General features: G+C 72.5%; 19 protein-coding genes and 1 tRNA gene. 13 read left to right on the plus strand and 7 right to left on the minus strand.

Annotated elements, in window-relative coordinates:
- Positions 1-114 precede the first annotated feature (114 nt).
- Complete coding sequence (locus CLV63_RS13130; protein WP_106583276.1) at positions 115-2,469, minus strand: sensor histidine kinase; 2,355 nt, start codon at positions 2,467-2,469, stop codon at positions 115-117.
- Positions 2,470-2,859: 390 nt separating this feature from the next.
- On the opposite strand from CLV63_RS13130, the gene nudC reads away from it, so the two are divergent.
- Positions 2,860-3,828, plus strand: coding sequence for an NAD(+) diphosphatase (gene nudC / locus CLV63_RS13135; protein ID WP_106583277.1), 969 nt, complete (start codon positions 2,860-2,862; stop codon positions 3,826-3,828).
- Positions 3,829-3,840: 12 nt separating this feature from the next.
- Here nudC and CLV63_RS13140 read toward each other — a convergent pair whose 3' ends face one another.
- Both CLV63_RS13140 and CLV63_RS13145 read right to left on the minus strand, forming a co-directional pair.
- Positions 3,841-4,278 (minus strand): ANTAR domain-containing protein, encoded by a 438-nt coding sequence (locus CLV63_RS13140; protein ID WP_245928779.1) that lies wholly within the window; start codon positions 4,276-4,278, stop codon positions 3,841-3,843.
- Positions 4,279-4,530: 252 nt separating this feature from the next.
- Positions 4,531-4,785 (minus strand): mycoredoxin, encoded by a 255-nt coding sequence (locus tag CLV63_RS13145; RefSeq protein ID WP_106583278.1) that lies wholly within the window; start codon positions 4,783-4,785, stop codon positions 4,531-4,533.
- A 477-nt stretch (positions 4,786-5,262) separates the two neighbouring features.
- On the opposite strand from CLV63_RS13145, the gene CLV63_RS13150 reads away from it, so the two are divergent.
- The 6 genes from CLV63_RS13150 (at position 5,263) to CLV63_RS13170 (ending at position 10,345) form a co-directional block, all read left to right on the plus strand.
- A complete protein-coding gene (locus CLV63_RS13150; RefSeq protein ID WP_106583279.1) occupies positions 5,263-7,383 on the plus strand; it encodes an ATP-dependent DNA helicase UvrD2 in 2,121 nt (706 codons plus the stop codon).
- Entirely contained in the window at positions 7,373-8,332 is a 960-nt protein-coding gene (locus CLV63_RS13155; protein WP_245928780.1) for an acyl-CoA thioesterase, read from the plus strand. Before CLV63_RS13150 ends, CLV63_RS13155 begins: the two co-directional genes overlap by 11 nt.
- 184 nt (positions 8,333-8,516) lie before the next feature.
- The gene (locus CLV63_RS13160) at positions 8,517-8,744 is read left to right on the plus strand and encodes a hypothetical protein (RefSeq protein ID WP_106583280.1); all 228 of its coding nucleotides are present in this window, start codon (positions 8,517-8,519) and stop codon (positions 8,742-8,744) included.
- A gap of 209 nt (positions 8,745-8,953) precedes the next feature.
- The gene (locus CLV63_RS13165; RefSeq protein WP_106583281.1) at positions 8,954-9,232 is read left to right on the plus strand and encodes a WhiB family transcriptional regulator; all 279 of its coding nucleotides are present in this window, start codon (positions 8,954-8,956) and stop codon (positions 9,230-9,232) included.
- 47 nt (positions 9,233-9,279) lie between these two features.
- Positions 9,280-9,441, plus strand: coding sequence for a hypothetical protein (locus CLV63_RS33545; protein WP_170134217.1), 162 nt, complete (start codon positions 9,280-9,282; stop codon positions 9,439-9,441).
- Positions 9,442-9,802: 361 nt separating this feature from the next.
- Positions 9,803-10,345: a M48 metallopeptidase family protein gene (locus CLV63_RS13170; protein ID WP_211301286.1), complete on the plus strand. Its 543-nt coding sequence runs from the start codon at positions 9,803-9,805 to the stop codon at positions 10,343-10,345.
- Here CLV63_RS13170 and CLV63_RS13175 read toward each other — a convergent pair.
- The gene (locus CLV63_RS13175) at positions 10,323-10,922 is read right to left on the minus strand and encodes an NUDIX hydrolase (RefSeq protein ID WP_106583283.1); all 600 of its coding nucleotides are present in this window, start codon (positions 10,920-10,922) and stop codon (positions 10,323-10,325) included. The genes CLV63_RS13170 and CLV63_RS13175 overlap by 23 nt on opposite strands.
- Positions 10,919-12,454, minus strand: coding sequence for a zinc-dependent metalloprotease (locus CLV63_RS13180; RefSeq protein ID WP_394339764.1), 1,536 nt, complete (start codon positions 12,452-12,454; stop codon positions 10,919-10,921). Before CLV63_RS13180 ends, CLV63_RS13175 begins: the two co-directional genes overlap by 4 nt.
- Before the next feature lie 145 nt (positions 12,455-12,599).
- On the opposite strand from CLV63_RS13180, the gene CLV63_RS13185 reads away from it, so the two are divergent.
- The 3 genes from CLV63_RS13185 to CLV63_RS13195 all read left to right on the plus strand — a co-directional run bounded on the left by CLV63_RS13185 (position 12,600) and on the right by CLV63_RS13195 (position 15,271).
- A complete protein-coding gene (locus CLV63_RS13185) occupies positions 12,600-13,667 on the plus strand; it encodes an NAD-dependent epimerase/dehydratase family protein (RefSeq protein ID WP_106583285.1) in 1,068 nt (355 codons plus the stop codon).
- Positions 13,668-13,741: 74 nt separating this feature from the next.
- Entirely contained in the window at positions 13,742-14,179 is a 438-nt protein-coding gene (locus CLV63_RS13190) for a molybdenum cofactor biosynthesis protein MoaE (RefSeq protein WP_106583286.1), read from the plus strand.
- Between the two features lie 36 nt (positions 14,180-14,215).
- Complete coding sequence (locus CLV63_RS13195; protein WP_106583287.1) at positions 14,216-15,271, plus strand: YlbL family protein; 1,056 nt, start codon at positions 14,216-14,218, stop codon at positions 15,269-15,271.
- 26 nt (positions 15,272-15,297) lie between these two features.
- Here CLV63_RS13195 and CLV63_RS13200 read toward each other — a convergent pair whose 3' ends face one another.
- Positions 15,298-15,825 (minus strand): PPA1309 family protein, encoded by a 528-nt coding sequence (locus CLV63_RS13200; RefSeq protein WP_245928781.1) that lies wholly within the window; start codon positions 15,823-15,825, stop codon positions 15,298-15,300.
- A 348-nt stretch (positions 15,826-16,173) separates the two neighbouring features.
- Here CLV63_RS13200 and CLV63_RS13205 point away from each other — a divergent pair, with 348 nt between their 5' ends.
- Positions 16,174-19,179: a UPF0182 family membrane protein gene (locus tag CLV63_RS13205; RefSeq protein ID WP_106583288.1), complete on the plus strand. Its 3,006-nt coding sequence runs from the start codon at positions 16,174-16,176 to the stop codon at positions 19,177-19,179.
- Positions 19,180-19,305: 126 nt separating this feature from the next.
- A tRNA-Met gene (locus CLV63_RS13210) sits at positions 19,306-19,382 on the plus strand.
- A 231-nt stretch (positions 19,383-19,613) separates the two neighbouring features.
- Here CLV63_RS13210 and CLV63_RS13215 read toward each other — a convergent pair.
- Entirely contained in the window at positions 19,614-20,192 is a 579-nt protein-coding gene (locus CLV63_RS13215; RefSeq protein WP_245928782.1) for a MarR family winged helix-turn-helix transcriptional regulator, read from the minus strand.
- Positions 20,193-20,258: 66 nt separating this feature from the next.
- Here CLV63_RS13215 and CLV63_RS13220 point away from each other — a divergent pair, with 66 nt between their 5' ends.
- The gene (locus CLV63_RS13220; RefSeq protein WP_106583290.1) at positions 20,259-20,978 is read left to right on the plus strand and encodes an SDR family NAD(P)-dependent oxidoreductase; all 720 of its coding nucleotides are present in this window, start codon (positions 20,259-20,261) and stop codon (positions 20,976-20,978) included.
- Positions 20,979-21,031: the final 53 nt, after the last annotated feature.

Here is a 21,031-nt window from a genome sequence, read left to right on the forward strand (position 1 = left end):
GCCGAGCGGCGCGGGGCGCTCCAAGGCCGCCTTCAGCCCGCTGCCCGGGTCCGGCGGGATCAGTCCAGCGTCGTGCATCTCCGAGGCCACTGCCGCCGGTGCCCTCGGGCGGGTTCAGCTCGGCGGGGTCGGCCCGGTGGGCAGGGTCGCGGCGACCTCGAAACCGCCGTCGGGCAGGGCTCCGGTGCGCAGCGACCCGCCCAGCATCGACACCCGCTCGCCCATGCCGACCAGCCCGTGCCCGCCCGACTCCAGGTCGGGCGCCGGGGCCGCGGCGATCGGCGGGCCGTTGGCGACCCGGACCTCCACCGCGTCGGCGTGCACCGCGACCGCCACCTCGACGCGGGCGCCCGCCGCGTAGCGCCCGGCGTTGCTCAGCGACTCCTGCACGATCCTGTACGCGGACAGGCCCACCGAGTCGGGGACACCGGCCGCCGGCGGCGGCGACCGCCATTCGACGGTCATCCCGGCCTGGCGGGCCCCCGCCACGAGCTCGTCGATACCGTCGATGCCCGGCTGCGGGGCCCGGTCGGCCGCCGAGCCGTCCTCTCGGAGCAGCCCCACGACCCGGCGCATCTCCGACAGCGCGTCGCGGGCGGCGTCGCGGATCGCGGTGAAGGAGTGCGCGGACTGCGGTGCGAGGCCCGGGTCCTTGTAGGGCGCGGCCTCGGCCTGGATGGCGATCATCGACATGTGGTGCGAGACGACGTCGTGCAGCTCCCTGGCGATCCGGGACCGCTCCTCCAGCACGGCGCGCCGGGCCCGGTCCTGCCGCCGCAGCGCGCTCTCCTGCGCCAGCGCGCGCTGCGCGCGCCGCCGCACCTGGACGTTGTAGCCGAGCGCGAGCACGCCCGCCGCCGCGATCGAGATCCACAGGACCTGCATGACCGGTGTGCCCGGGACGAACACGGGGGGCACGAGCACGCCGCCGATGGTCGCCGCCCCCGCACCGGCCGCCACCCGGCCGGGGTACTCCACCGCGACCGTGTACAGCACCACCGCCAGTGCGAGCAGCACGCTGATCGGCCACGGCCACAGCAGGCCGGGGGAGATGCCGCCGGGGACGGTGGGCGGCGCGGGCGTGCCGAGCGCGGCGGAGCACACGAGGACGCCGACGGTCCCGACCAGCATCAGCCGCCAGGTGAGCAGCGGGCGGGTGGGCAGCAGCCCCAGCGGCAGCCCGGCGAGCAGCGCGGCGAGGACCGCGGGCAGCGCGGGGACCGCGAAGAGCACCTCTGCCTGGAACGCCGCGAACAGGACCACCACCGCAGCGGCGGTGAACAGCACGAACCACGCGGCCGACTCCCGCCGCGAGACCGGGGCGCCGGCCGGCTCCGCGGCGTCGGGGTCTTCGGGTTCGGGCGGCAGCAGCAGCCAGAGCAGCACGTAGAAGCCCACACCGGCCAGCCCGATGAAGCACAGCCCGATGATCAGCGCCCGCAGCACGGTGGTCGCGGGCGGCGACCCCTGGGTCAGCGCCTGGCACACTCCGCCGAGGACCCGTCCGCTGCGGGGCCGATGCGGGCCCTCGTTCAACCGGAACGGACCGGACGGCCGGGCGGTCGGCAGCCGCCACAGCGCGTCGGCCAGGCCGCCGAGCAGCGCGAGCGGCGGGTCGGCCGCATTGCCGGGATCGGAGCCGCTGTCGGGGGCGGGGAGTGGTGCCGCTGTCGCGCCGGAGCGGTCACGGGGGGCGCGGGTGCGGCGGACGCGGTCGCCGTACACGAGCGCGACGACGACGCCGGCCACCGCGAGCGCCATGACGCCCGTCCCCGCGCCGGCCGGTGCGGCGCAGCCCAGCGCCACCCCGCACGCGCAGATCCCGGCGGCGTTCGCGACCGGCCGCGCGTACTGCGCCGCGACGGCGTAGACCAGCACGGTCGCGAATCCGAACGCGATCGCGGTGCCGGCCTGCCAGATGACGGCGGTGCCCATGAGCAGGGGCACGCCGAACTGCACCAGCGGGAGGGCGACGAGCTGCGCCCGCAGCGCCGCGAGCGGGGCGCGGGTCCACAACGCGAGCGGCAGGAAGAGCACGAGGACGGCCGCCACCGCAAGGACGGGGTGGACGTCGTTCTCGGAGGTGAAGACGCCCAGGGCGATCAGCGCCCACATGGTGATGGCTGCGGGCAGGAACACCCGTCCCGCGATCCCCGCTGGGGCGGAGCGGTCGCCGATCCGGGCCAGCCAGAGCACGGCGTACACGGCCCACGGTACGAAGGGGAGGGCGCAGACCACCCGGATCAGCCAGACGGGGAACCGGGAGTGCGCGGCGATGTCGGCGCACAGCCCGCTGAGCAGCGGCCGGGGGCCCGCGGTCGGCGGGGCCGGCGGCGCAGCCCGCGGCGGCGCGAGGACGAGCGCACCGGCCACGCCCTCCGCACCGGCGCGGAGGGCGTGCCGCCACCGCGTCGCGCCCGGCAGGCTCTCGCCGATCCCGGCCCCCTTGGTCTCGATGCCCTGGGGCAAGGGTAGAGCGCGGCGCCGCCGCCGGGCGTGCCCCCACGGGGCCATGTCCCATCCCCCGCAGGTGCGACCCCTGCGGCGCGCGTACCCGCGCGAACCGCGGCCCTACGTGTTCGGCGCCGGCGGCCCGGATTCTGCACGCCCGCACCCGCGCGAACCGCGTCCGCACGAGCCGGCCGGCCCGGACGCCGATCCGCGGGACGGGCGGACCGGCCGGCGCTCGCTATGGGATCGTCGGGTGGTGCGGAAGCGGGGACGGCCGTCGGCGGTGTCCCGCTGCGCGATCATGGCAGGGCGGCGCCGGCGGTCGCGCTGCGGCGCCGACCGGCCCGGCGCGCCGCTGACCGACGCGACCGGTTCGACCGGCCCGACCGATGAGAGGGACCCCATCCGATGACCACCCCTTTGCCGGAGCCCGCCCTTTCCCGCGGCGGCGTGGACATGGTCGGCCACCGGCGCGCCGACGCCGAGTGGCTGGAGTCGGCCTGGGCCGACCCCAAGACCCGGGTCCTCGTCCTGGAAGGCGGCGAACCCGGCGAGTACGGCTGGCAGGCCCTCATGGTGAAGCAGTCGCGCGCACTGGTGTCGACCGGTACCGACGGTGTCCACCTGGTCTTCCACCCGCCCGGCGACACGCCGCCGGGTGAGCGCTACCTCCTCGGCGCGGACCCCGAGGGCCGTGTGTACTTCGCGGTGCGCGCCGACGACGGATTCGCGCTGCCGGAGACCGCGGGGGCGGCGCCGCGGTCGCTGCGCGACATCGGGGCCGTGCTGGGCCCCCGCGACTCCAGCCTGCTCACCCACGCGGTGGCGGTCGCCAACTTCAACGCCGCGAACCGGTTCTGTCCGCGTTGCGGCGCCGCCACCGCCATGGCGTCCGAAGGGCATGTGCGGGTCTGCGAGCGGGAGGGCACCGAGCTGTACCCCCGGATGGACCCGGCGGTGATCATGCTGGTGCACCGGGAGGTCGACGGTGTCGGCCAGTGCCTGCTCGCGCACAACCCCGCGTGGCCGGACGACCGGTACTCCGTGCTGGCCGGGTTCGTCGAACCGGGGGAGTCGCTGGAGCAGGCGGTCGTGCGCGAGGTCGCCGAGGAGGTGGGGGTCGCGGTGGCCGAACCGGTCTACCTGGGGTCGCAGCCGTGGCCGTTCCCGCGCAGCCTGATGCTGGGCTACCACGCCCGTGCGGTCGGGGTCGCGGAGCGCACGGACGACGAGGAGATCGAGTCGGTCCGCTGGTTCAGCCGCCCCGAACTTCGCGAGGCGGCCGAGAGCGGTGCGGTGCTGCTGCCGGGCCCGGTGTCGATCGCCCGCAAGCTGATCGAGCACTGGTACGGGGCGGAGCTACCGGGAGGCTGGTGAGAGGGGCGGGGGTCACCGCGACCGGCGTCTGGGGGGACCCGCCTCGGCCGCGGCGCCGGCACGGGCGAGCTCTTCGGGAAGGGCGGTGAGAGGGTTGTTGCAGCTCGCGATGACGTCGCGGGCGAGTTCGGCCACCTTGCGGCCGCGCGACCGCGCGGCGGACCGGAGCCGCTCGAACGCCTTGCGGGGGGCGATGCGGTGGCGTTCGGCCAGCACGCCGATGGCCTGTTCGACCACGACCCGCGTGTGCAGCGCGTGCTCCAACTGGCTGACGGTGACGCGCAGCCGCTCTTCGTCGGTGGCGTGCTCGGCGGCCTTGGGCGGTGCCGCGGCCGGGCGCACCACCCCTTCGTCGGCCAGGAGCAGGTCGGCCAGCACCATGGCGTTGAGCAGATCGGGGACTTCGTCGCCGTCGAACACCCGCCAACCCGATGCCGTTCGGCGGATCACATCGGGACCGTCCTCGCCGGCGGTGTGCTGCCCTGGTATCCGCGGGAGCAACCGGTCGGCTACCTCGCCGCCGACCTGGTCGTGTCTGACTTCCCTTGCCACTGTCGTTTCCCCCTGACGTACTCGTTTGCGTTCGGGCGGCGCCCCCTGCGGCCGGGCCGCTGCCGGCCTGTGACCACCCGCACACCCCCGTGTGCGGGGCCTCCGCCGGTGCGGCGGAGGCCGGTGGGACGCTGCGGCCGACGCGTTCGACTACTCCGTGATCTTCGCCTTGACCTGCACGAGGGACGGATTGGTCATGGCGGTCCCGTCGGAGAAGACGAGGGTGGGAACGGTGGCGTTGCCGCCGTTGACCGCCATGACGTAATCGGCCGCCGCCGGGTCCTGTTCGATGTCGACTTCGGTTACTTCGATCCCCTCGCGGCCGAGCTGGCTCTTCAGCCGCTTGCAGAAACCGCACCACGGCGTGGTGTACATGGTGATCTGCTTGGTCATGGGGGTGGTCATTGACTCGTCTCCTCGGAGTAGGCGACCTGTGAACACGGATCGGTCCGGCGTGCAGGCTTGGCCGTTTCCACCGCATACCCGAACCGAACACTCCCTACCAACGCAGAACACCGTGCCGTGCTTCCCCGGCGCGGTTCGTGATGGCAGGTCAGACGTCGGTCTGGGATCTTTGGTTCCGATCGCGCCGGTTTTCCTCCCCGATGTGCGGGCGGAACGGTGCGCCGTCGGGCGGGCCGCCCCGGGAGCAGGGCTGGGATCTCAGAGAACACTCCGCGGCAGCGGCGGAGGAGCGGGCGGCGACCCGGCGTGCGGGTTGTCCACCGACCCCGGGAACCGGGTCGAGTTGTGCCCCGGGTACCACTGATACTTGAGAGACTGGCCGGGCGGAAGTGCTCCGCGTGGCCGGAAGAGGACGGTGGTCGGCCCCTCGCGCACCGCCGCCGGTCAGCAGGGAACGACAGGTGAGGAGAGCTCTCTATGGATGCCGACCGCTTGCTCGAAGGGCTCGACCCCGAGCAGTCGGAGGCGGCCCGCGCCGCGCGCGGGCCGGTGTGCATCCTCGCGGGTGCCGGCACCGGCAAGACCCGTGCCATCACGCACCGCATCGCCTACGCGGTCGCGAGCGGCGTCGTCTCCGAGCAGCAGATCCTCGCCGTCACGTTCACCACGCGCGCCGCGGGCGAGATGCGCGGCCGGCTGCGCGGCCTCGGCGCCCCGCGGGTGCAGGCCCGCACGTTCCACGCCGCGGCGCTGCGCCAGCTCTCCTACTTCTGGGCCGACGCCATCGGCGGCCCGCAGCCCACCCTCATCGACAGCAAGATCAAGGCCGTGGCGCAGGCCGCCTCGTCGTGCGCGCTGCAACCCGACCGCACCGGCCTGCGCGACCTCGCCTCGGAGATCGAGTGGTCGAAGGTCACCCAGGTGCGCCCGGCCGACTACGAGGCCGCGATCGTCAAGGCCGGCCGCACCGCCCCCATGGCGGCGCGCGACGTCGCCCGGGTCTACGACGCCTACGAGGAGCTGCGCCGCGAGCGCAACCTGCTCGACTTCGAGTCCCTGCTCGAACTCACCGCCGCCATCATCACCGAGTCCCCGCGCATCGCCGAGCGGGTCCGCGACCAGTACCGCTACTTCGTGGTCGACGAGTTCCAGGACGTCAACCCGTTGCAGAAGCTGCTGCTCGACGCCTGGCTCGGCGGGCGCGACGACCTCTGCGTGGTCGGCGACCCCAGCCAGACCATCTACTCCTTCGCCGGGGCCACCCCCAGCTTCCTCACCGGCTTCTCCGCCGCCTACCCGCACGCCACCGTCGTGAAGCTGGTCCGCGACTACCGCTCGACCCCGCAGGTGGTCAGGGTCGCCAACCACGCGCTGCGCGGCGTCCCCGCGAGCGCGCAGCGGCTGGAGCTCCAGGCGCAGCGCCCCGACGGCCCCGAGCCCGGCTACGCCGAGTACGACGACGAACCCGCCGAGGCCAACGCCGTCGCACGCAAGATCACCGCGCTGATCGACTCCGGCACCCTCGCGCGCGAGATCGCCGTCCTGTTCCGCACCAACTCCCAGTCGGCGGCGTACGAGCAGGCGCTCGGCGACGCCTCGATCCCGTTCACCGTGCGCGGCGCCACCCGGTTCTTCGACCGCCAGGAGATCAAGCAGGCCGTGCACACCCTGCGCGGCGCCCGCCACGGCGCGCCCGATTCCGCCGATGCCGACGTCGAGCCGCTGGTCACCGCGGTCAGGCACATCCTCGCGCCGCTCGGCCTGACCGACTCCCCGCCCGAGGGCCGCCAGGCGCGCGAGCGCTGGGAGTCCCTCGCCGCGCTCGCGCAGCTCGCCGAGGACGTCGCGGCCGAGCGCCCCGGCGCGGCCATGACCGAGTTCGTCGAAGAGCTCGACGCCAGGGTCGCCACCGAGCACGTCCCCCAGTTCGAGGGCGTCACCCTCGCCTCACTGCACTCCGCCAAGGGCCTCGAATGGGACGCCGTGTTCCTGGTGGGCCTCACCGAGGGGATGCTGCCCATCATCTACGCCGAATCGGCCGAGCAGGTCGAGGAGGAGCGGCGGCTGTTCTACGTCGGGGTCACCCGTGCGCGCGAGTACCTCGCCATGTCCTGGGCGCTCGCGCGCGCACCGGGGGGGCGCCGCACCCGCAAGCCGTCGCGGTTCCTCGACGGCCTGCGCCCGGCGTCGCCGTCGCTCGCCGAGCGCCGCACGCAGGGGCGCCAGGCGAAGACCGTCCAGTGCCGCATCTGCGGCGCCACCCTGATCGAAGCGGCCGAACGCAAGCTGCGGCGCTGCCTCGACTGCCCGGCCGACTACGACGAAGCGCTGCTCGAACGGTTGAAGGACTGGCGGCGCGAGGTCTCCACCGAGCAGAAGGTCCCCGCCTACGTCGTCTTCACCGACGCCACCCTCCAGGCGGTGGCCGAGCGCGAGCCGTCGAGCGTGGCGCAGCTGGCCGGCATCTCGGGGGTCGGCGCGGTCAAGCTCGAACGCTACGGCGAGGCGGTGCTGGCGCTGTGCGCCGGCGAGGAGGTCCCGGCCGGCGGCGGCGCCCCGGGCGGTGCCGACCACGAAGGGCGCAACGGTGACGGCTGAGCGCGATCCCGCCGGGCAGAGCCTGCCCGAGCTGCTCGACATCCTCGACCTGGAGCAGATCGAGGTCAACATCTTCCGCGGGCGCAGCCCCGACGGCGGCCCCCAGCGCATCTTCGGCGGGCAGGTCGCCGGGCAGGCCCTGGTCGCGGCCGGGCGAACGGTCCCGCCCCCCGCCGGCACCCCGGCCGCCGACACCCCCGCCGCGGAAAGCCCGGCCGCGAGCGGGGCGCGGCAGCCCGTGTCGCCGGAGCGGCACGTGCATTCGCTGCACGCCTACTTCATCCGGCCGGGCGACCCGTCGGTGCCCATCGTCTACGACGTCGACCGGGTCCGCGACGGCCGGTCGTTCACCACCCGGCGGGTGACCGCCATCCAGCACGGCAAGGCCATCTTCACGCTCTCGGCGTCGTTCCACCACACCGAGCCGGGGCTGACCCACCAGGTGCCCATGCCCGAGAACGTCCCCGACCCCGAGACCCTGCCGAGCACCCGCGACCGGCTGCTCGCGGCGTTCGGCAAGGTGCCGCGCTTCGCGTCCTGGCACCCCATCGAGATGCGCCCGGTCGGCCCGCTGTCGTTCGAGGTCGAGAACGACCCCGCGTTGCGCACCACCCAGAACCTGGTGTGGCTGAAGGTCGGGGGCACCCTGCCCGACGACCCCCTGCTGCACGTCTGCCTCATGACCTACGCCTCGGACCTCACCCTGCTCGACACCGTCCTGCTGGCGCACGGGCGGTCGTGGGCCGGTATCTCCATGGCCAGCCTCGACCACGCCATGTGGTTCCACCGGCCGTTCCGCGCCGACGAATGGCTGCTCTACGCGCAGGAGACCCCCACGGCCGGGGGCGCGCGGGGGCTGGCCCGCGGGCTCGTGTTCACCCGGGGCGGCGACCTCGTCTGCTCGGTGGTGCAGGAGGGCCTCATCCGGTCGGTCGGCGGCGGCTCCTGACCACCGGCCGCATCCGGTCGGCCGCCGCAGCGCCCGGAATCGTCGGGCCGGCGGTGGGCGAATTCACCGTTGTCCCAGGTCAAAAATAACTTGCCGGTCTTTCCGGAAGCCGTCTAGTCTGTACCCACACGTTCGCGCAGCCGAGTGGCAAGCCCGCCCGGCGTCATCGAGAAGGAGGTGCCCTGTGATGGAGACCAAGGAGTTCGCGCTCAAGCCGTTCGCCGATGCCCGGGGCATCGCCCTGCGCGGCGGCGGTAGTGGCATGTCGGCCGAATCCGCAGGGATGGCATATGGGCTCCAGGCCCGTGTCGTCCTGATGGACAGGGCGGCTGAGAGCCACTGGACCACGCCTGTTGTCGAAGGAACCCCGCGTCCCAAGGGCGCAGTGGGGAAGTGTTCACGGATCACCTAGCCGATTAGGCCGGGTGCAACTCCCGTGGCCGCGGATCCCCACTCATGGGGCCGCGGCCATTGTGATTTCCGCGCGACATCCCTCCTTTGCGGGAGACGAGTGTCGGATCGGACCCATCGCAGGTCAAGGCCCCGCAAGCCGAATTCGTTCGGCACTTGTAGCGAAGCCGCCAACCGCGTTGAACACCGCGTAGATCAGGGAGGACACCGATGCTTGCGTCGGTCCTGGAGACCCCGTGGCTGGGCGAGGCCGAAGTTCCGTGCCGGTCGGAGCCGGACCTCTTCTTCGCCGAGGCCCCCGCAGACGTCGAGGCCGCGAAGCTCGTCTGCCAGGAGTGCCCCGTCCGGGCGCAGTGCCTGGCCGACGCTCTTGAGCGCCGCGAGCCGTGGGGCGTCTGGGGTGGAGAGCTGCTCGTCGCCGGGCAGGTCGTGGCGCGCAAGCGCCCGCGCGGCCGCCCGCGTAAGAACCCCGCCCCCGTGGCCGCATAACCCGCCCCGTATCCGACTTTTCGAACACGACCCGAACAGGACACATCATGCAGGCTCTCTTTGAACTCGTCCGGCTGGAGCAGACCGTCGACAACAAGCGCGAACATCAGCGCCAGCGGCTCTCGGCCCGACAGCTGCGTTCCGAGCTGCGCGAGCAGCGCCGTGCGGAGCGCGCGCTCATGGAAATACGGATGTCGCGCCTATGTTGACCGGGCAGCGGCCCGCTGATTAGGCCATAAGGGGAGGAGGGGGTCGGCGACCGACGGGTCGCCGACCCCCTCCGGCGTTCGCGGTGCGCGAAATCGGGTGCCGCCCGGCCGGGCGCGGGTACCGTCCGCCGGACCCCGGCGGCGGAGGGCGCCGCGAGGAGCGGGCCCGGGCGGAAGAGCACGGAAATCTGGCCGGATCCGGTCGATTCGCACCCCCGCGCGTCCCACGCGCGTGGGTGCGGGATTGCGCTCCGCCCGCCGGTGATCCGGGCAGGTGCGGAGCGCAAAAAACGACATTCTGCATGAAAACGGGCAAGCTGCGGGCCTGTGGACACCGGCTCGTCTGGGTTACCTTTTGGTTGTGCCTCCGAATACCAGAGTCGAGGTGCGCCGTAGTTCCCGGCGAAGGCGAACCGTGTCCGCATATCGCGATGGGGACAAGACGGTCGTCCTCATGCCCGCCACATTCTCCCGCGCCGAAGAGCGGCGCTGGGTCGACCGGATGCTGGAGCGGCTGCGCGCCCGCGAAGAGCGCCGCCGCCCGAGCGACGACGCCCTGCGCATGCGCGCGCTGGAACTCGCCGAGCGCTACCTCGACGCCGCGGTCCGGCCCGACTCCGTCCGGTGGGTCGACAACCAGCACACGCGGTGGGGTTCGTGCACGCCGGAGGACGGTTCCATCAGGCTCTCGCGCCGCCTCTCGGGCATGCCGTCATGGGTGGTCGACTACGTCCTGCTGCACGAGCTGACCCACCTGATCGAGCCCAACCACGGCCCGGCGTTCTGGGACCTCGTCACCCGGTTCCCCAAGGCCGAACGCGCCCGCGGCTACCTCGAAGGGGTCAGTGCCGCGCCCCGGCTCGCCGCCGGCGGCGACGACCTCATCGAGGAAGCGGACGACTGACCCCGGCCGGCGCGTCCACGGCAGGGCCGCCGCCCGAACGGCGCACCGCCCGCGCCGCGACAGCGAACAGGGTGCGGCAGGAGTCGTCGCTGGGCTCGGGCAGCGCATCGACCGCGAACCAGGCGAGGTCGGCCGACTCCGCGGCATCGCGGACCAAGGGCGCGCCCTCGGGCGCCACCGCCGCGTACTGCACGTCCAGGTGCCAGGACCCGCCGCCGCACGGCACCCGGTGCCGGTCGAGCCACACGGGCTCGGGCAGCAGCCGGAGGCCGCTGATGCCCGACTCCTCGGTGGCCTCGCGCAGTGCGGCCGCCGCGAGCGTGGTGTCGCCGGGCTCGCAGTGCCCGCCGGTCTGCAACCACAGCCCCAATTTCGCGTGCAGGGTGAGCACCGCCCGGGCTCCGGCGGTGTCGACAATGGCGGCACTGGCGGTGAGGTGGCCCGGGAGGCACCCGCGCGTCATGGCGTCGGGGTGCCGGTCGAGGTGGTCGATGTACTCCCGGCGCAGGGCGTCCTGACCGGGGTCGGGGGCGCGCCAGGACGCGAGGACGGCGCGGGCGTCGGCGTGCAGGGTCACCGGCCGTCGCCGCGGTCCTCGCCGCCGCCCCCGGCGCCGTCGTCCGGGCCGTTCTCCGATGCGCCCTGGTCGCCGGCCGCGCCGCCGTCCTGGGCGTCGGGCCCGTCGGTCGCCGCCGGGCCGTCGGTGAACTGCGAAATGTCGATCTGCGCGGCCTCGGCGTCGGCCTGGCCGGAGACGAACGACGCGGGGTCGTCGAGGTCGGCGCTGGAGGGCATGAGGTCGGGGTGCTCCCACACGGCGTCGCGGCCGTCGATGCCGCGGGCCTCGCCCAGGGCGTCCCACAGCGCGCGGGCCTCGCGCAGCCGGCGCGGGCGGAGTTCGAGCCCCACCAGCGTGGCGAAGGTGTGCTCGGCCGGGCCGCCGGTGGCGCGGCGGCGGCGGGTGGCCTCGGCGAGGGCCGCGGCGCTGGGCAGCCGCTCGCCCACCGCGGCGTCGGCGACGGCGGACACCCACCCCTCGATGAGGGCGAGCGTGGTCTCCAGCCGGGCCAGGGACGCCTTCTGCTGCGGGGTCTCCTGCGGCTGGAACAGGCCCTCGCCCTCGGCGCCCGACAGCGCCTCCTGCATGGCCTCGGGGTTGGCGGGGTCGATGCGCCCGAGCTTCTCCTCCAGGGCGCTCATGTCGAAGGACATGCCGCGGGCGTAGTCCTCGACCAGCGTGAGCAGGTGCGAGCGGAGCCACGGGACGTGGCCGAACAGCCGGTGGTGGGCCGCCTCGCGGGCGGCGAGGTACAGGCGCACCTCTTCGACCTCGATGCCGAGCCCCTCGCCGAACTTCGCGACCCCGGAGGGCAGCAGCGCCGCGCGGCCGGTCCCGGCGAGCGGGAGGCCGACGTCGGTCGACCCCACGACCTCGGCGCCGAGCTCGCCGATGGCCTGGCCGGCCTGCTGGCCGACGAGCATGCCGCCCATCTGGCGCACCATGCCCAGCAGCGGGCCGGCCACGGACTGCATCTCCTCGGGCATGTTCTGGCCCATGGACTCCACGATGCGCGCCGTGAGCGGCTCGCACAGCGTGGACCAGGTGGGCATGGTCTTCTCGACCCACTCGGCCCGGCTCCACGCCTCCATGGCGCTGACGCCGGAGGGGAGCGCGGTGGTCTCGTTCAGCCAGAGGTCGGCGAGGCGCAGCGCCTCCTGGACCCGGGCGTAGTCGGTGGGGATGACGCTGGAGTCGCCCTTCTCGGCGACCGTGTGGCGGGCGATGTTCTTGGCCATGTCCCAGTTGATGGCGCTCTTCGCACCGCCGGACTCACCGGCGGGCGCCGACTGCGCCGACATCATGTCGGCGAACTGCCGCAGCATCTGGGCCATCTGCTGGGGGTCGCCGAAGGGCATGCCCCCGGGCATCCCCGGAGGGCCGCCGTCGGAACCGCCGGACCCACCCGAACCGCCGGAGCCACCCGAACCGCCGGAGCCGCCCTGGCCGAAGGTGAAGCCCATACCGGAACCCCCCTGACCGGAGCCGCCCTGGCCGGGACCGCCCTCACCGGATCGACGCCCCGACTCGTCGTCGGGGTCGTTCGGCATGCTGAAACCAAATGGCACGTCACTCACGATCAGACCCCAGGCAGGTTAGGTTTGTCTCCACTGTCACGTTAGCTGGGAGCCGCCCCGAGTGAGTACTCGATCCGACCAGGTTCGCCCACAGCACAGCGCCGATTCCAATGGACTGGTGGTCGCGGTCACCGGCGCCGCGACCGGTGTCGGCCGCATACTGGTGGAACGTCTGATGTCCGCTGTTGGTTCCGGCGACATCGCGCAGGTCGTGGCCATCGACGAGAACCGCGGCGACCTCGACGGACCCGTCTGGCGGGTGGTCGACGTCTGCGATCCCCGGCTCGCCGACCGCCTCGACGGCGTCGACGTCGTCGTGCACACGGCCGACGACCGCTCCCTTGAGACCGCCCCGCGCCGCCGCCGCACGCACAACACCCTCTCCGCCCGCACCGTTCTCACGGCGGCCGCAGCGCAGCGCGTGCCCCGGGCGATCCTGGTCACCAGCACCATGGTCTACGGCGCCGACCCCGCCAATGCCGTGCCGCTGCCCGAGGACGCCCCGCTGGTGCCCGAGTCGGGCGCCGGCCTCGTGAGCGACTTCACCGAGATCGAGGACCTCGCGGCGCTGGCCCGCCGCGCACACCCGGGGCTCTCGGTGACCGTCGTCCGCCCGGCCCCGCTGGTCGGGCCGGGGCTCGACACCCTGCTCACCCGGCATTTCGCGGCGCCCCGGCTGCTGACCGTCAAGGGCAGCGCGCAGGAGTGGCAGTTCTGCCACGTCGAGGACCTCGCCGACGCGCTCCGCTTCGTCGTGGTGCACCGCCTCGACGGCAAGGACGGCGCCGTCGCCGTCGGCTGCGCGGGCTCCCTCGCCCAGGCCGACGCCGAGGAGATCGCCGGGCTGCGCAGCTTCGAGGTCCCCGCGAACCTCGCGTTCGGCGCCACCCAGCGCCTGCACCGGCTGGGCATCACCCCGGCGCCGGCGGGCGAGCTGAAGTTCCTGGTGTACCCGTGCGTCGTGGACTGCGCGACGCTGCGCGAAGCGGGCTGGCGGCCGTCGTTCGACAACGAGGCCGCCCTGGGCGCTCTCCTCGAGTCGCGCACCGGCAGGCACGCGCTGGTGGGGCGCAACGTCGGCCGCAAGGAGGTCACCGTCACCGCCGCGAGCGCCGCGGGTGCGGCGGTCGCCGCCATCGGCACCGCGGCGACGGTCCGGTACCTGCGCAAGCGCCGCAAGGGCTGACCGGCCGCCCACCACCGGCCGCCCACCACCGGCCGCACCCGCCCGAGGCGGCGGCGGTTGGTACCTTCGGTGCTGTGCAACTCATCACCCTGGCCGAACTCCGCGACACCCCGTTGTCCCTGGACGAGGTGGTCGCCGCTGTGGGCGACCCCCGCTCCGGCGGCAGCGCGTTCTTCGTCGGCACCGTCCGCGACCACGACCACGGGCGCACCGTGCGCACCCTGTCCTACTCCGCGCACCCGACCGCCGAGGCCGCGATGCGCAGGGTCATGGAGAAGGCCGCCGCCGACATCGGCACCGCCGACCGCGCCGTCTGGCGGGCGGCCGCGGTGCACCGCGTCGGCGACCTCGCCATCGGCGACCCTGCGGTGATCGTCGCTGTCGCCGCGTCGCACCGCGAGGAGGCGTTCACCGCCTGCCGCCGGATCATCGACGACCTCAAGGCCGAGGTCCCCATCTGGAAGCACCAGACCTTCGCCGACGGCGGGGCCGAGTGGGTCGGCGCATGCTGACGCCCGCGCGGCCGTGCGCCGTTTAGGCTTTCCATCATGTTCCGTCGCGTAATGACCCTGCTGGTCTCCTCGGCGCTGCTCGTCGGCCTCGCCGTTGGCGGACTGCTGCTGCCCGTCCCCTACCTCGTCGCGTCGCCCGGTCTTTCCCTCAACACCCTCGGCGAGGACGACGAGGGCGAGCGGATCATCCAGGTCGACGGCCGCAAGAGCTACGAGCACAAGGGCGGGCTGTCGATGGTCACCGTGCAGTACGTCGGCGGCCCCGGGGCCCGGGTCGACCTGTTCACCGCGCTCAGCGCCTGGCTCTCCCCGCGCGACGCGGTGCTCCCCGAAGAGGCGATCTTCCCGCCCGGGCAGAGCATGGACGACATCAGCGAGGAGCAGTCGCTCCAGATGGACGACTCCCAGTCCAAGGCCATCGCAGCGGCGCTCACCCAGCTCGACATCGACTACGGCGTGCAGCCGGTCGTGGCCGACGTCGACCCCGAGCTGCCCGCGCACGGCAAGCTGAAAGCGGGCGACGTCATCACCGAGGTCGACGGCGCGCAGGTCGACGGCGTGAAGCAGACGGTCGGCAAGGTCTCCGACCGCGAGCCCGGCGACCCCGTCGAGATGACGGTGGAGCGCAAGGGCGCGCCGAAGGACGTGCGGATCGACACCGCCGAGTCCGACGACGGCACGGCGGTCGTCGGGGTCATGCTCCGCGACGACATGGACTTCCCGTTCGAGGTCGACGTCAGCGTCGGCAATGTCGGCGGGCCGAGCGCCGGCATGATGTTCGCGCTGGGGATCATGGACCACCTCAGCAGCGAGGGGCTCACCGGCGGCCACGCCATCGCCGGGACCGGCACCATCGAGCCCGACGGGAAGGTCGGCGGGGTCAGCGGTGTCGAGCAGAAGATGGTGAGCGCGCAGCGCGAGGGCGCCGAGTACTTCTTCGTCGCATCGGAAAGCTGCGACCTGACCTTCGACTCGGCGGCCACCGGCGAGATCGAGGTCGTCAAGATCGACAAGCTCGACGACGCGGTCGACGCGCTCGCCGACATCCGCGGCGGCGACACCGACGACCTCCCGCGCTGCACCCAGAAGTGAGCGGCGGGCGGCCGCTCGAGCGGCCGTCAGTCGTCGTCGGTGTCGAGGGTCAGCGCCAGTGCCGAGGTCAGCGCGGGGACCATGTCGGCCCCGTTGAGCACCTGGTCCTCGCTGTCGTGCGCGCGCATGCGCAGCGCCGAGTGGCGGGCGCCGTCGCGCAGGACGGCGGCGACCATCCGGATCTCCTCGCTGCCCGGCTGGTCCTTGGCCCACGCGCCGGAATCGGCGCCGCGGGGCGGTTCGAGGGTCTCGTCGGAGCCCTGCACCACCAGCCGCTCCATCACCAGCGCACACCCGGCGACGGCGTCGGGCCAGGCCATGCGGCCGAGCGCGTCCTCAAGGGGGAGGTCGTCGGGCAGCGGCTCCTGCTCGATGGGGGTGAGGTCGTCGGGGTCGACGGGTGCGGAGACCCCGAGCATCGCGGCGACACCGGGCTCGCGCGCGAGCAGGTCGGCGGTCGGCACCAGGGCGTAGACCCGCAGCGGCTGGTCCCAGCCCTGCTGGGAGGCGTGGCGTTCGAGGTCCAGCACGACCTCGCGAATGTTGAATGGCACGCCCCCAGTGTCCCCTGCCGCAGGGGGTGTCGGGGACGCAGGGCGGCGCGCCCGGACACGCCCAGTAAGGTCGTAGACGGCGTCGGCGATCCGGCGGACCATGACCGGACGGCGTCGTCACCCGGGCTCGACCCCGCCCGGCCGCGGGCCGAAATCCGGGCGATGCCGGCTCGATGCAATCTTGACATCGCCTCGGCGCGTGGTCTCGGGAACCAAGTGCGCGGCCAATAAGTTGCCGATAAGAGGGCCGATGATGGGGGACCCCCGATTCCCGGACTGCCCGACTCGCTTCAACAATAACGAGGGGGAGGCGTGAGCTTCCGATCACCCGGCGCATCATCTGCGCGAATGCCTCGTCGGACCCGGCTGCTCGCGCCTGTGGCCGCCGCCGTGGTCGTCATCGTCGCCGGCCTGATGCTGGCGGCGAACTTCTGGACCGACTACCGGTGGTTCGACTCCGTCGGCTACACCGGGGTCTTCCTGACCGAGCTGCGCACGCGCGCGATCCTGTTCGCCGCCGGCGGCGTGCTCATGGCGCTGATCGTGGGCGCCAGCATCTTCTTCGCGTACCGCACCCGGCCCACGTTCCGCCCGTTCAGCCTCGAACAGCAGGGTCTCGACCGCTACCGCGCGTCGATCGACCCGCACCGCAAGATCTTCTTCTGGGCGATCACCGGCGGCCTGGGGCTGCTCGCGGGGGCCTCGGCGAGCGCCGAGTGGAAGACGTTCCTCGAGTTCACGAACGCCACGCCGTTCGGGCAGAAGGACGCCCAGTTCGGCATCGACATCGCGTTCTTCACGTTCTCCTACCCGTTCTACCGGGTGATCCTGGGCTACCTGTTCGTCGCGGTCGTCGTGGCGTTCATCGCGTCGCTGGTGGTGCACTACCTCTACGGCGGCGTGCGGCTCCAGTCGCAGGGCCAGCGCGCCACCGCGCCGGCGCGGGTCCAGCTCTCCGTGCTGCTCGGCACCTTCGTGCTGCTGAAGGCCATCGCCTACTGGTTCGACCGCTACGGACTGGTGTTCTCCACCCGCGGCTACACCGACGGCGCGGCCTACACCGACGTCAACGCCGTGCTCTACGCCAAGACGATCCTGGTGATCATCGCCAGCGTCTGCGCCGTGCTGTTCTTCGCGAACATCTACTTCAAGAACGCCATGATCCCGGTGGTCAGCCTCGGGCTCCTGGTGCTCTCGGCTGTGCTCATCGGCGGGGTGTACCCCGCGTTCGTCCAGCAGTTCACCGTTCAGCCGAACGAGCAGCGCCTGGAGAACGCCTACATCAAGCGGAACATCGACGCGACCCGCGACGCCTACAACATCGCCGACGCCGAGGTCGAGACCTACGAGGCCGAGACCAAGCTCGACCCCGACCAGCTCGCCGAAGAGGCGACCACGATCCCCAGCGTCCGGCTGGTCGACCCCGCGGTGGTCTCGCAGACCTTCCAGCAGATGCAGCAGGTCCGCGGGTTCTACCAGTTCCCCGAGGTGCTCGACGTCGACCGCTACAAGACCGCCGACGGCGGCTCGGTCGACACGATCATCGCCGCGCGCGAGGTCGACGGCCCGCCGGCGGGGCAGGACAACTGGCTCACCCGGCACCTGGTCTACACGCACGGGTTCGGCATCGTCGCGGCAGCGGGCAACCAGGTCGACAGCGAGGGCAAGCCGGCGTTCACGCAGTACAACATCCCGCCGCAGGGTGAGCTGTCGAACGAGGAGACCGGCACCGGCAAGTACGAGCCGCGCATCTACTTCGGCCGCGAAGGCGCCGAGTACGTCATCGTGAACGCCGAGCCCGAGTACGACTACCCGGAGGACGCCGGCGACAGCGAGGTCACCACCCGCGAGGACGCCCAGGACCCGTCGCCCTCACCGTCTCCCGACAACGCCAAGGCGCCCGCGCAGGCGTCCGGCAAGGACGGCGGCGGCGCAGAGGCCGACCAGGGCGGTTCAGGCGGCGAGAAGGGCGGCGGCGGCTCCGGCGGTGGTTCCGGCGGCGGCGGCGAGGAGACCGGCCAGGCCACCAACCACTACGACGGCAAGGGCGGGGTCAAGCTCAACAACTTCTTCGACCGCATCCTGTACGCGGTGAAGTACCAAGAGCCCGACATCCTGCTGAACAGCGCCATCAGCTCCGAGTCGCAGATCCTCTACGAGCGCGACCCCGCCACCCGGGTGGAGAAGGTCGCCCCGTACCTCACGGTCGACGGCAAGCCCTACCCCGCGGTGGTCGACGGCAAGGTGCAGTGGATCGTCGACGCCTACACCACCTCGGACCGCTACCCGTACTCCAAGCCCATCGACCTCGCCGACGCCACGGCCGACACCTTCACCGAGAACACCAACGCGGTGAACACCCTGCCCGGCAACCAGGTCAACTACATCCGCAACTCGGTGAAGGCGACCGTCGACGCCTACGACGGCACGGTCACGCTGTACGGCTGGGACGACAAGGACCCCGTCCTGAAGACCTGGTCCAAGGCGTTCCCCGGCACCATCACCAAGAAGTCCGACATCTCGGAGGAGCTCCAGGACCACCTCCGGTACCCGGACGACATGTACAAGGTGCAGCGCGAGATGTTGAAGCGCTACCACATCACCGACGCCAACGCGTTCTACGGCGGCCAGGACTTCTGGAACGTCCCGTCCGACCCGACCAAGAGCGGCAACAGCCCCGAGCCGCCGTACCGCCAGACCCTGCGCTACCCCGGCGACGACGACGCCAGCTTCTCGCTGACCTCGACCTTCGTGCCGCGGGGCAGGGAGAACCTGGCGGCGTTCATGGCGGTCGACAGCGATCCGGAGTCCGAGAACTACGGGAAGCTGCGGCTGCTGGAGCTGCCGCGCAGCAGGGTCATCAACGGTCCGGGGCAGGTGCAGAACCAGTTCCAGTCCGATGCCAACGTCCGTGAGGTGCTGCTGCCGTTGCAGCAGAGCGATGCGAAGGTCACCTACGGCAACCTGCTGACCCTGCCGTTCGCGGGCGGTCTGCTCTACGTCGAGCCGTTGTACGTGCAGTCGGGCGACGGCGACGCCTCCTACCCGCTGCTCCAGCAGGTCATGGTGGCCTACGGCGAGCAGGTGGCCATCGGCAGCAACCTCCAGGACGCGCTGAACAACCTGTTCGAGGGCGGCGACGCACCGCTGCCCGACGAGCCGGCGCCGGAAGGCGGCGACGGCGGTGGCGGCGGAGCGGCCAACGACGAGCTGAGCAAGGCGCTCAAGGACGCCGACGCCGCCTACGACGAAGGCCAGGAGGCGCTCAAGGAGGGCGACTTCGAGGGCTACGGCAAGGCCAACGACAAGCTGAAGAAGGCCCTCGACCGCGCAGCCAAGGCGTCCGGGGACTGAGCCCGGCGGCACCGGCGCAAACAGGAGGGGCGGGGGTTCGACCCCCGCTCCTCCGGCGTTTCCCCGCCGGTACGCTCCGATTTGGTACACCGTCGAATAACCGCTAATGTAGTGATCACACACCGACGCGGGGTGGAGCAGTTCGGTAGCTCGCTGGGCTCATAACCCAGAGGTCGCAGGTTCAAATCCTGTCCCCGCTACCACGCCGAGAGCCCGCCAGATTTCAATCTGGCGGGCTTTTCGCATGTCCCGGGGGTCAAGGGGTGGGCTGCCGTCGCGGGGCCCCGCTGCGCGACAATCCGCGAAGCGGGCGCAGTAGGGGACTGCGAAGCACCCGGCGGCACGAAGCGCCACGGTCCGCTTTGGGCACCAGACCCCAGGCACAGGGCCCCGGGGCACAGGCCCGGTGTCCCGGCCGCCGCCCCGGAGTCCGTTCACTCGTGGCCGACGTGGGTGATCCTGTCGTCGCCGAGGCGGTGCTGGACGTCCTGGAGCAGCAGGTGGAGCAGCTCCGCGAGGCGGTCCTGCTGGTCGGGTGTCAGTCCGCCGACCAGTTCGGCCTCGCGGTGCAGCACCTGGTCGACGGTCGCCTCGACGAGTTCGTGGCCGGTCACCGTCAGCGTCACCTCGACCGTGCGCGGCCGCCCCTGTCCGGGGGAGCGGGTCACCAGCCCGTCGCGCTCGGCGCGGGCGACGCGCTGCGAGACCGCCCCCGCGGTGACCAGCGAGCGGCGGCCGAGTTCGCGGGTGCTGAGGGTGTAGGGGGCGCCGCTCCGGCGCAGGACGCTGAGCAGGTCGAGGGTCGCGGCGTCGACCCCGGCGCGGGTGAGGACGCGGCGCCGGTCGTCGCCGAGGAGCTTCGCGAGCCGCCAGATCGGTGTGACGATCCCGATGGAGGAGACCGGCGTGCCGGGCCGCTCGCGCTCCCACGCGGCGGCGATCTCGCGCACGGGGTCGTCGGCCGCGCCGTCCAGCGGGTATCCGTCGGCGCCCGCTTTGGGGCCTGGTGTCACGGTGTCTCCACGAGTGCTACGTTTAGATCTATATTTAGATCTCAATGGAAGGTACCCGGTAAGCATATGCGACGCACCATCCTGATCACCGGCGGCGGAACGGGAATCGGTCGTGCCGTCGCCCGGCACTTCGCCGAGCAGGGGGAGAACGTCATCGCCACCGGCCGCCGTCCCGGGCCCCTCAAGGAACTGGCGGTCGAGACCGGCGTCCGCACGGTCGTGTGCGACCACACCCGCACCGCCGCGCTCACCGAGCTGCTGACCGACCTGCCGGAACGCATCGACGTGCTGGTCAACAACGCGGGCGGCAACACCGACTTCGACGCCGAGGGGCGGACCGACCTCGACGCCTACGCCAGGGACTTCCGCGGCAATATCGAAGCGAACCTGGTCGGCGCCGCGCTGACCACCAAGGCGCTGGACCAGCGCCTCACGGCGGGCGGCGCCGTGGTGCACATCGGCTCGATCGCCGCCGACCAGGGCGCGGGGTCCTACGGCGCGGCGAAGGCCGGTCTCGCCGCGTGGAACCTCGACCTGGCCGCCGAGCTGGGCCGCCGCGACATCACCGCGAATGTCGTCTCGCCCGGCTACATCGCCGACACCGAGTTCTTCCGGGACCGCCTCTCAGCGGAGCGCCGCGAGGCGCTGGTCGCGGCGACCGCAATGGGCCGCGCGGGCGCACCGGAGGACGTCGCCGAGGCGGTCGCCTTCCTCGCCTCCCCGGCCGCCCGCCACATCACCGGCCAAGTCCTCAACGTCAACGGAGGAGCCCAAATGACCCGCTGACCCGGCTGCCGCCGCTGGGGTCGAAGGTGCAAAGAATCTCTGTCGGAGCTCAT

Origin of the sequence: Murinocardiopsis flavida, from assembly GCF_003014485.1 — a bacterium.
Taxonomy (GTDB): Bacteria; Actinomycetota; Actinomycetes; order Streptosporangiales; family Streptosporangiaceae; genus Murinocardiopsis; species Murinocardiopsis flavida.

What these genes read in the sequence shown, in the direction of transcription:
- CLV63_RS13165 (WP_106583281.1), top strand. Translation starts at nt 8,954, where the DNA reads ATGCTTGCGTCGGTCCTGGAGACCCCGTGGCTGGGCGAGGCCGAAGTT.
- nudC (WP_106583277.1), top strand. Translation starts at nt 2,860, where the DNA reads ATGACCACCCCTTTGCCGGAGCCCGCCCTTTCCCGCGGCGGCGTGGAC.
- CLV63_RS13180 (WP_394339764.1), bottom strand. Translation starts at nt 12,454, where the DNA reads ATGCCGAACGACCCCGACGACGAGTCGGGGCGTCGATCCGGTGAGGGC.
- CLV63_RS33545 (WP_170134217.1), top strand. Translation starts at nt 9,280, where the DNA reads ATGCAGGCTCTCTTTGAACTCGTCCGGCTGGAGCAGACCGTCGACAAC.
- CLV63_RS13205 (WP_106583288.1), top strand. Translation starts at nt 16,174, where the DNA reads ATGCCTCGTCGGACCCGGCTGCTCGCGCCTGTGGCCGCCGCCGTGGTC.
- CLV63_RS13220 (WP_106583290.1), top strand. Translation starts at nt 20,259, where the DNA reads ATGCGACGCACCATCCTGATCACCGGCGGCGGAACGGGAATCGGTCGT.
- CLV63_RS13150 (WP_106583279.1), top strand. Translation starts at nt 5,263, where the DNA reads ATGGATGCCGACCGCTTGCTCGAAGGGCTCGACCCCGAGCAGTCGGAG.
- CLV63_RS13195 (WP_106583287.1), top strand. Translation starts at nt 14,216, where the DNA reads ATGTTCCGTCGCGTAATGACCCTGCTGGTCTCCTCGGCGCTGCTCGTC.
- CLV63_RS13145 (WP_106583278.1), bottom strand. Translation starts at nt 4,785, where the DNA reads ATGACCACCCCCATGACCAAGCAGATCACCATGTACACCACGCCGTGG.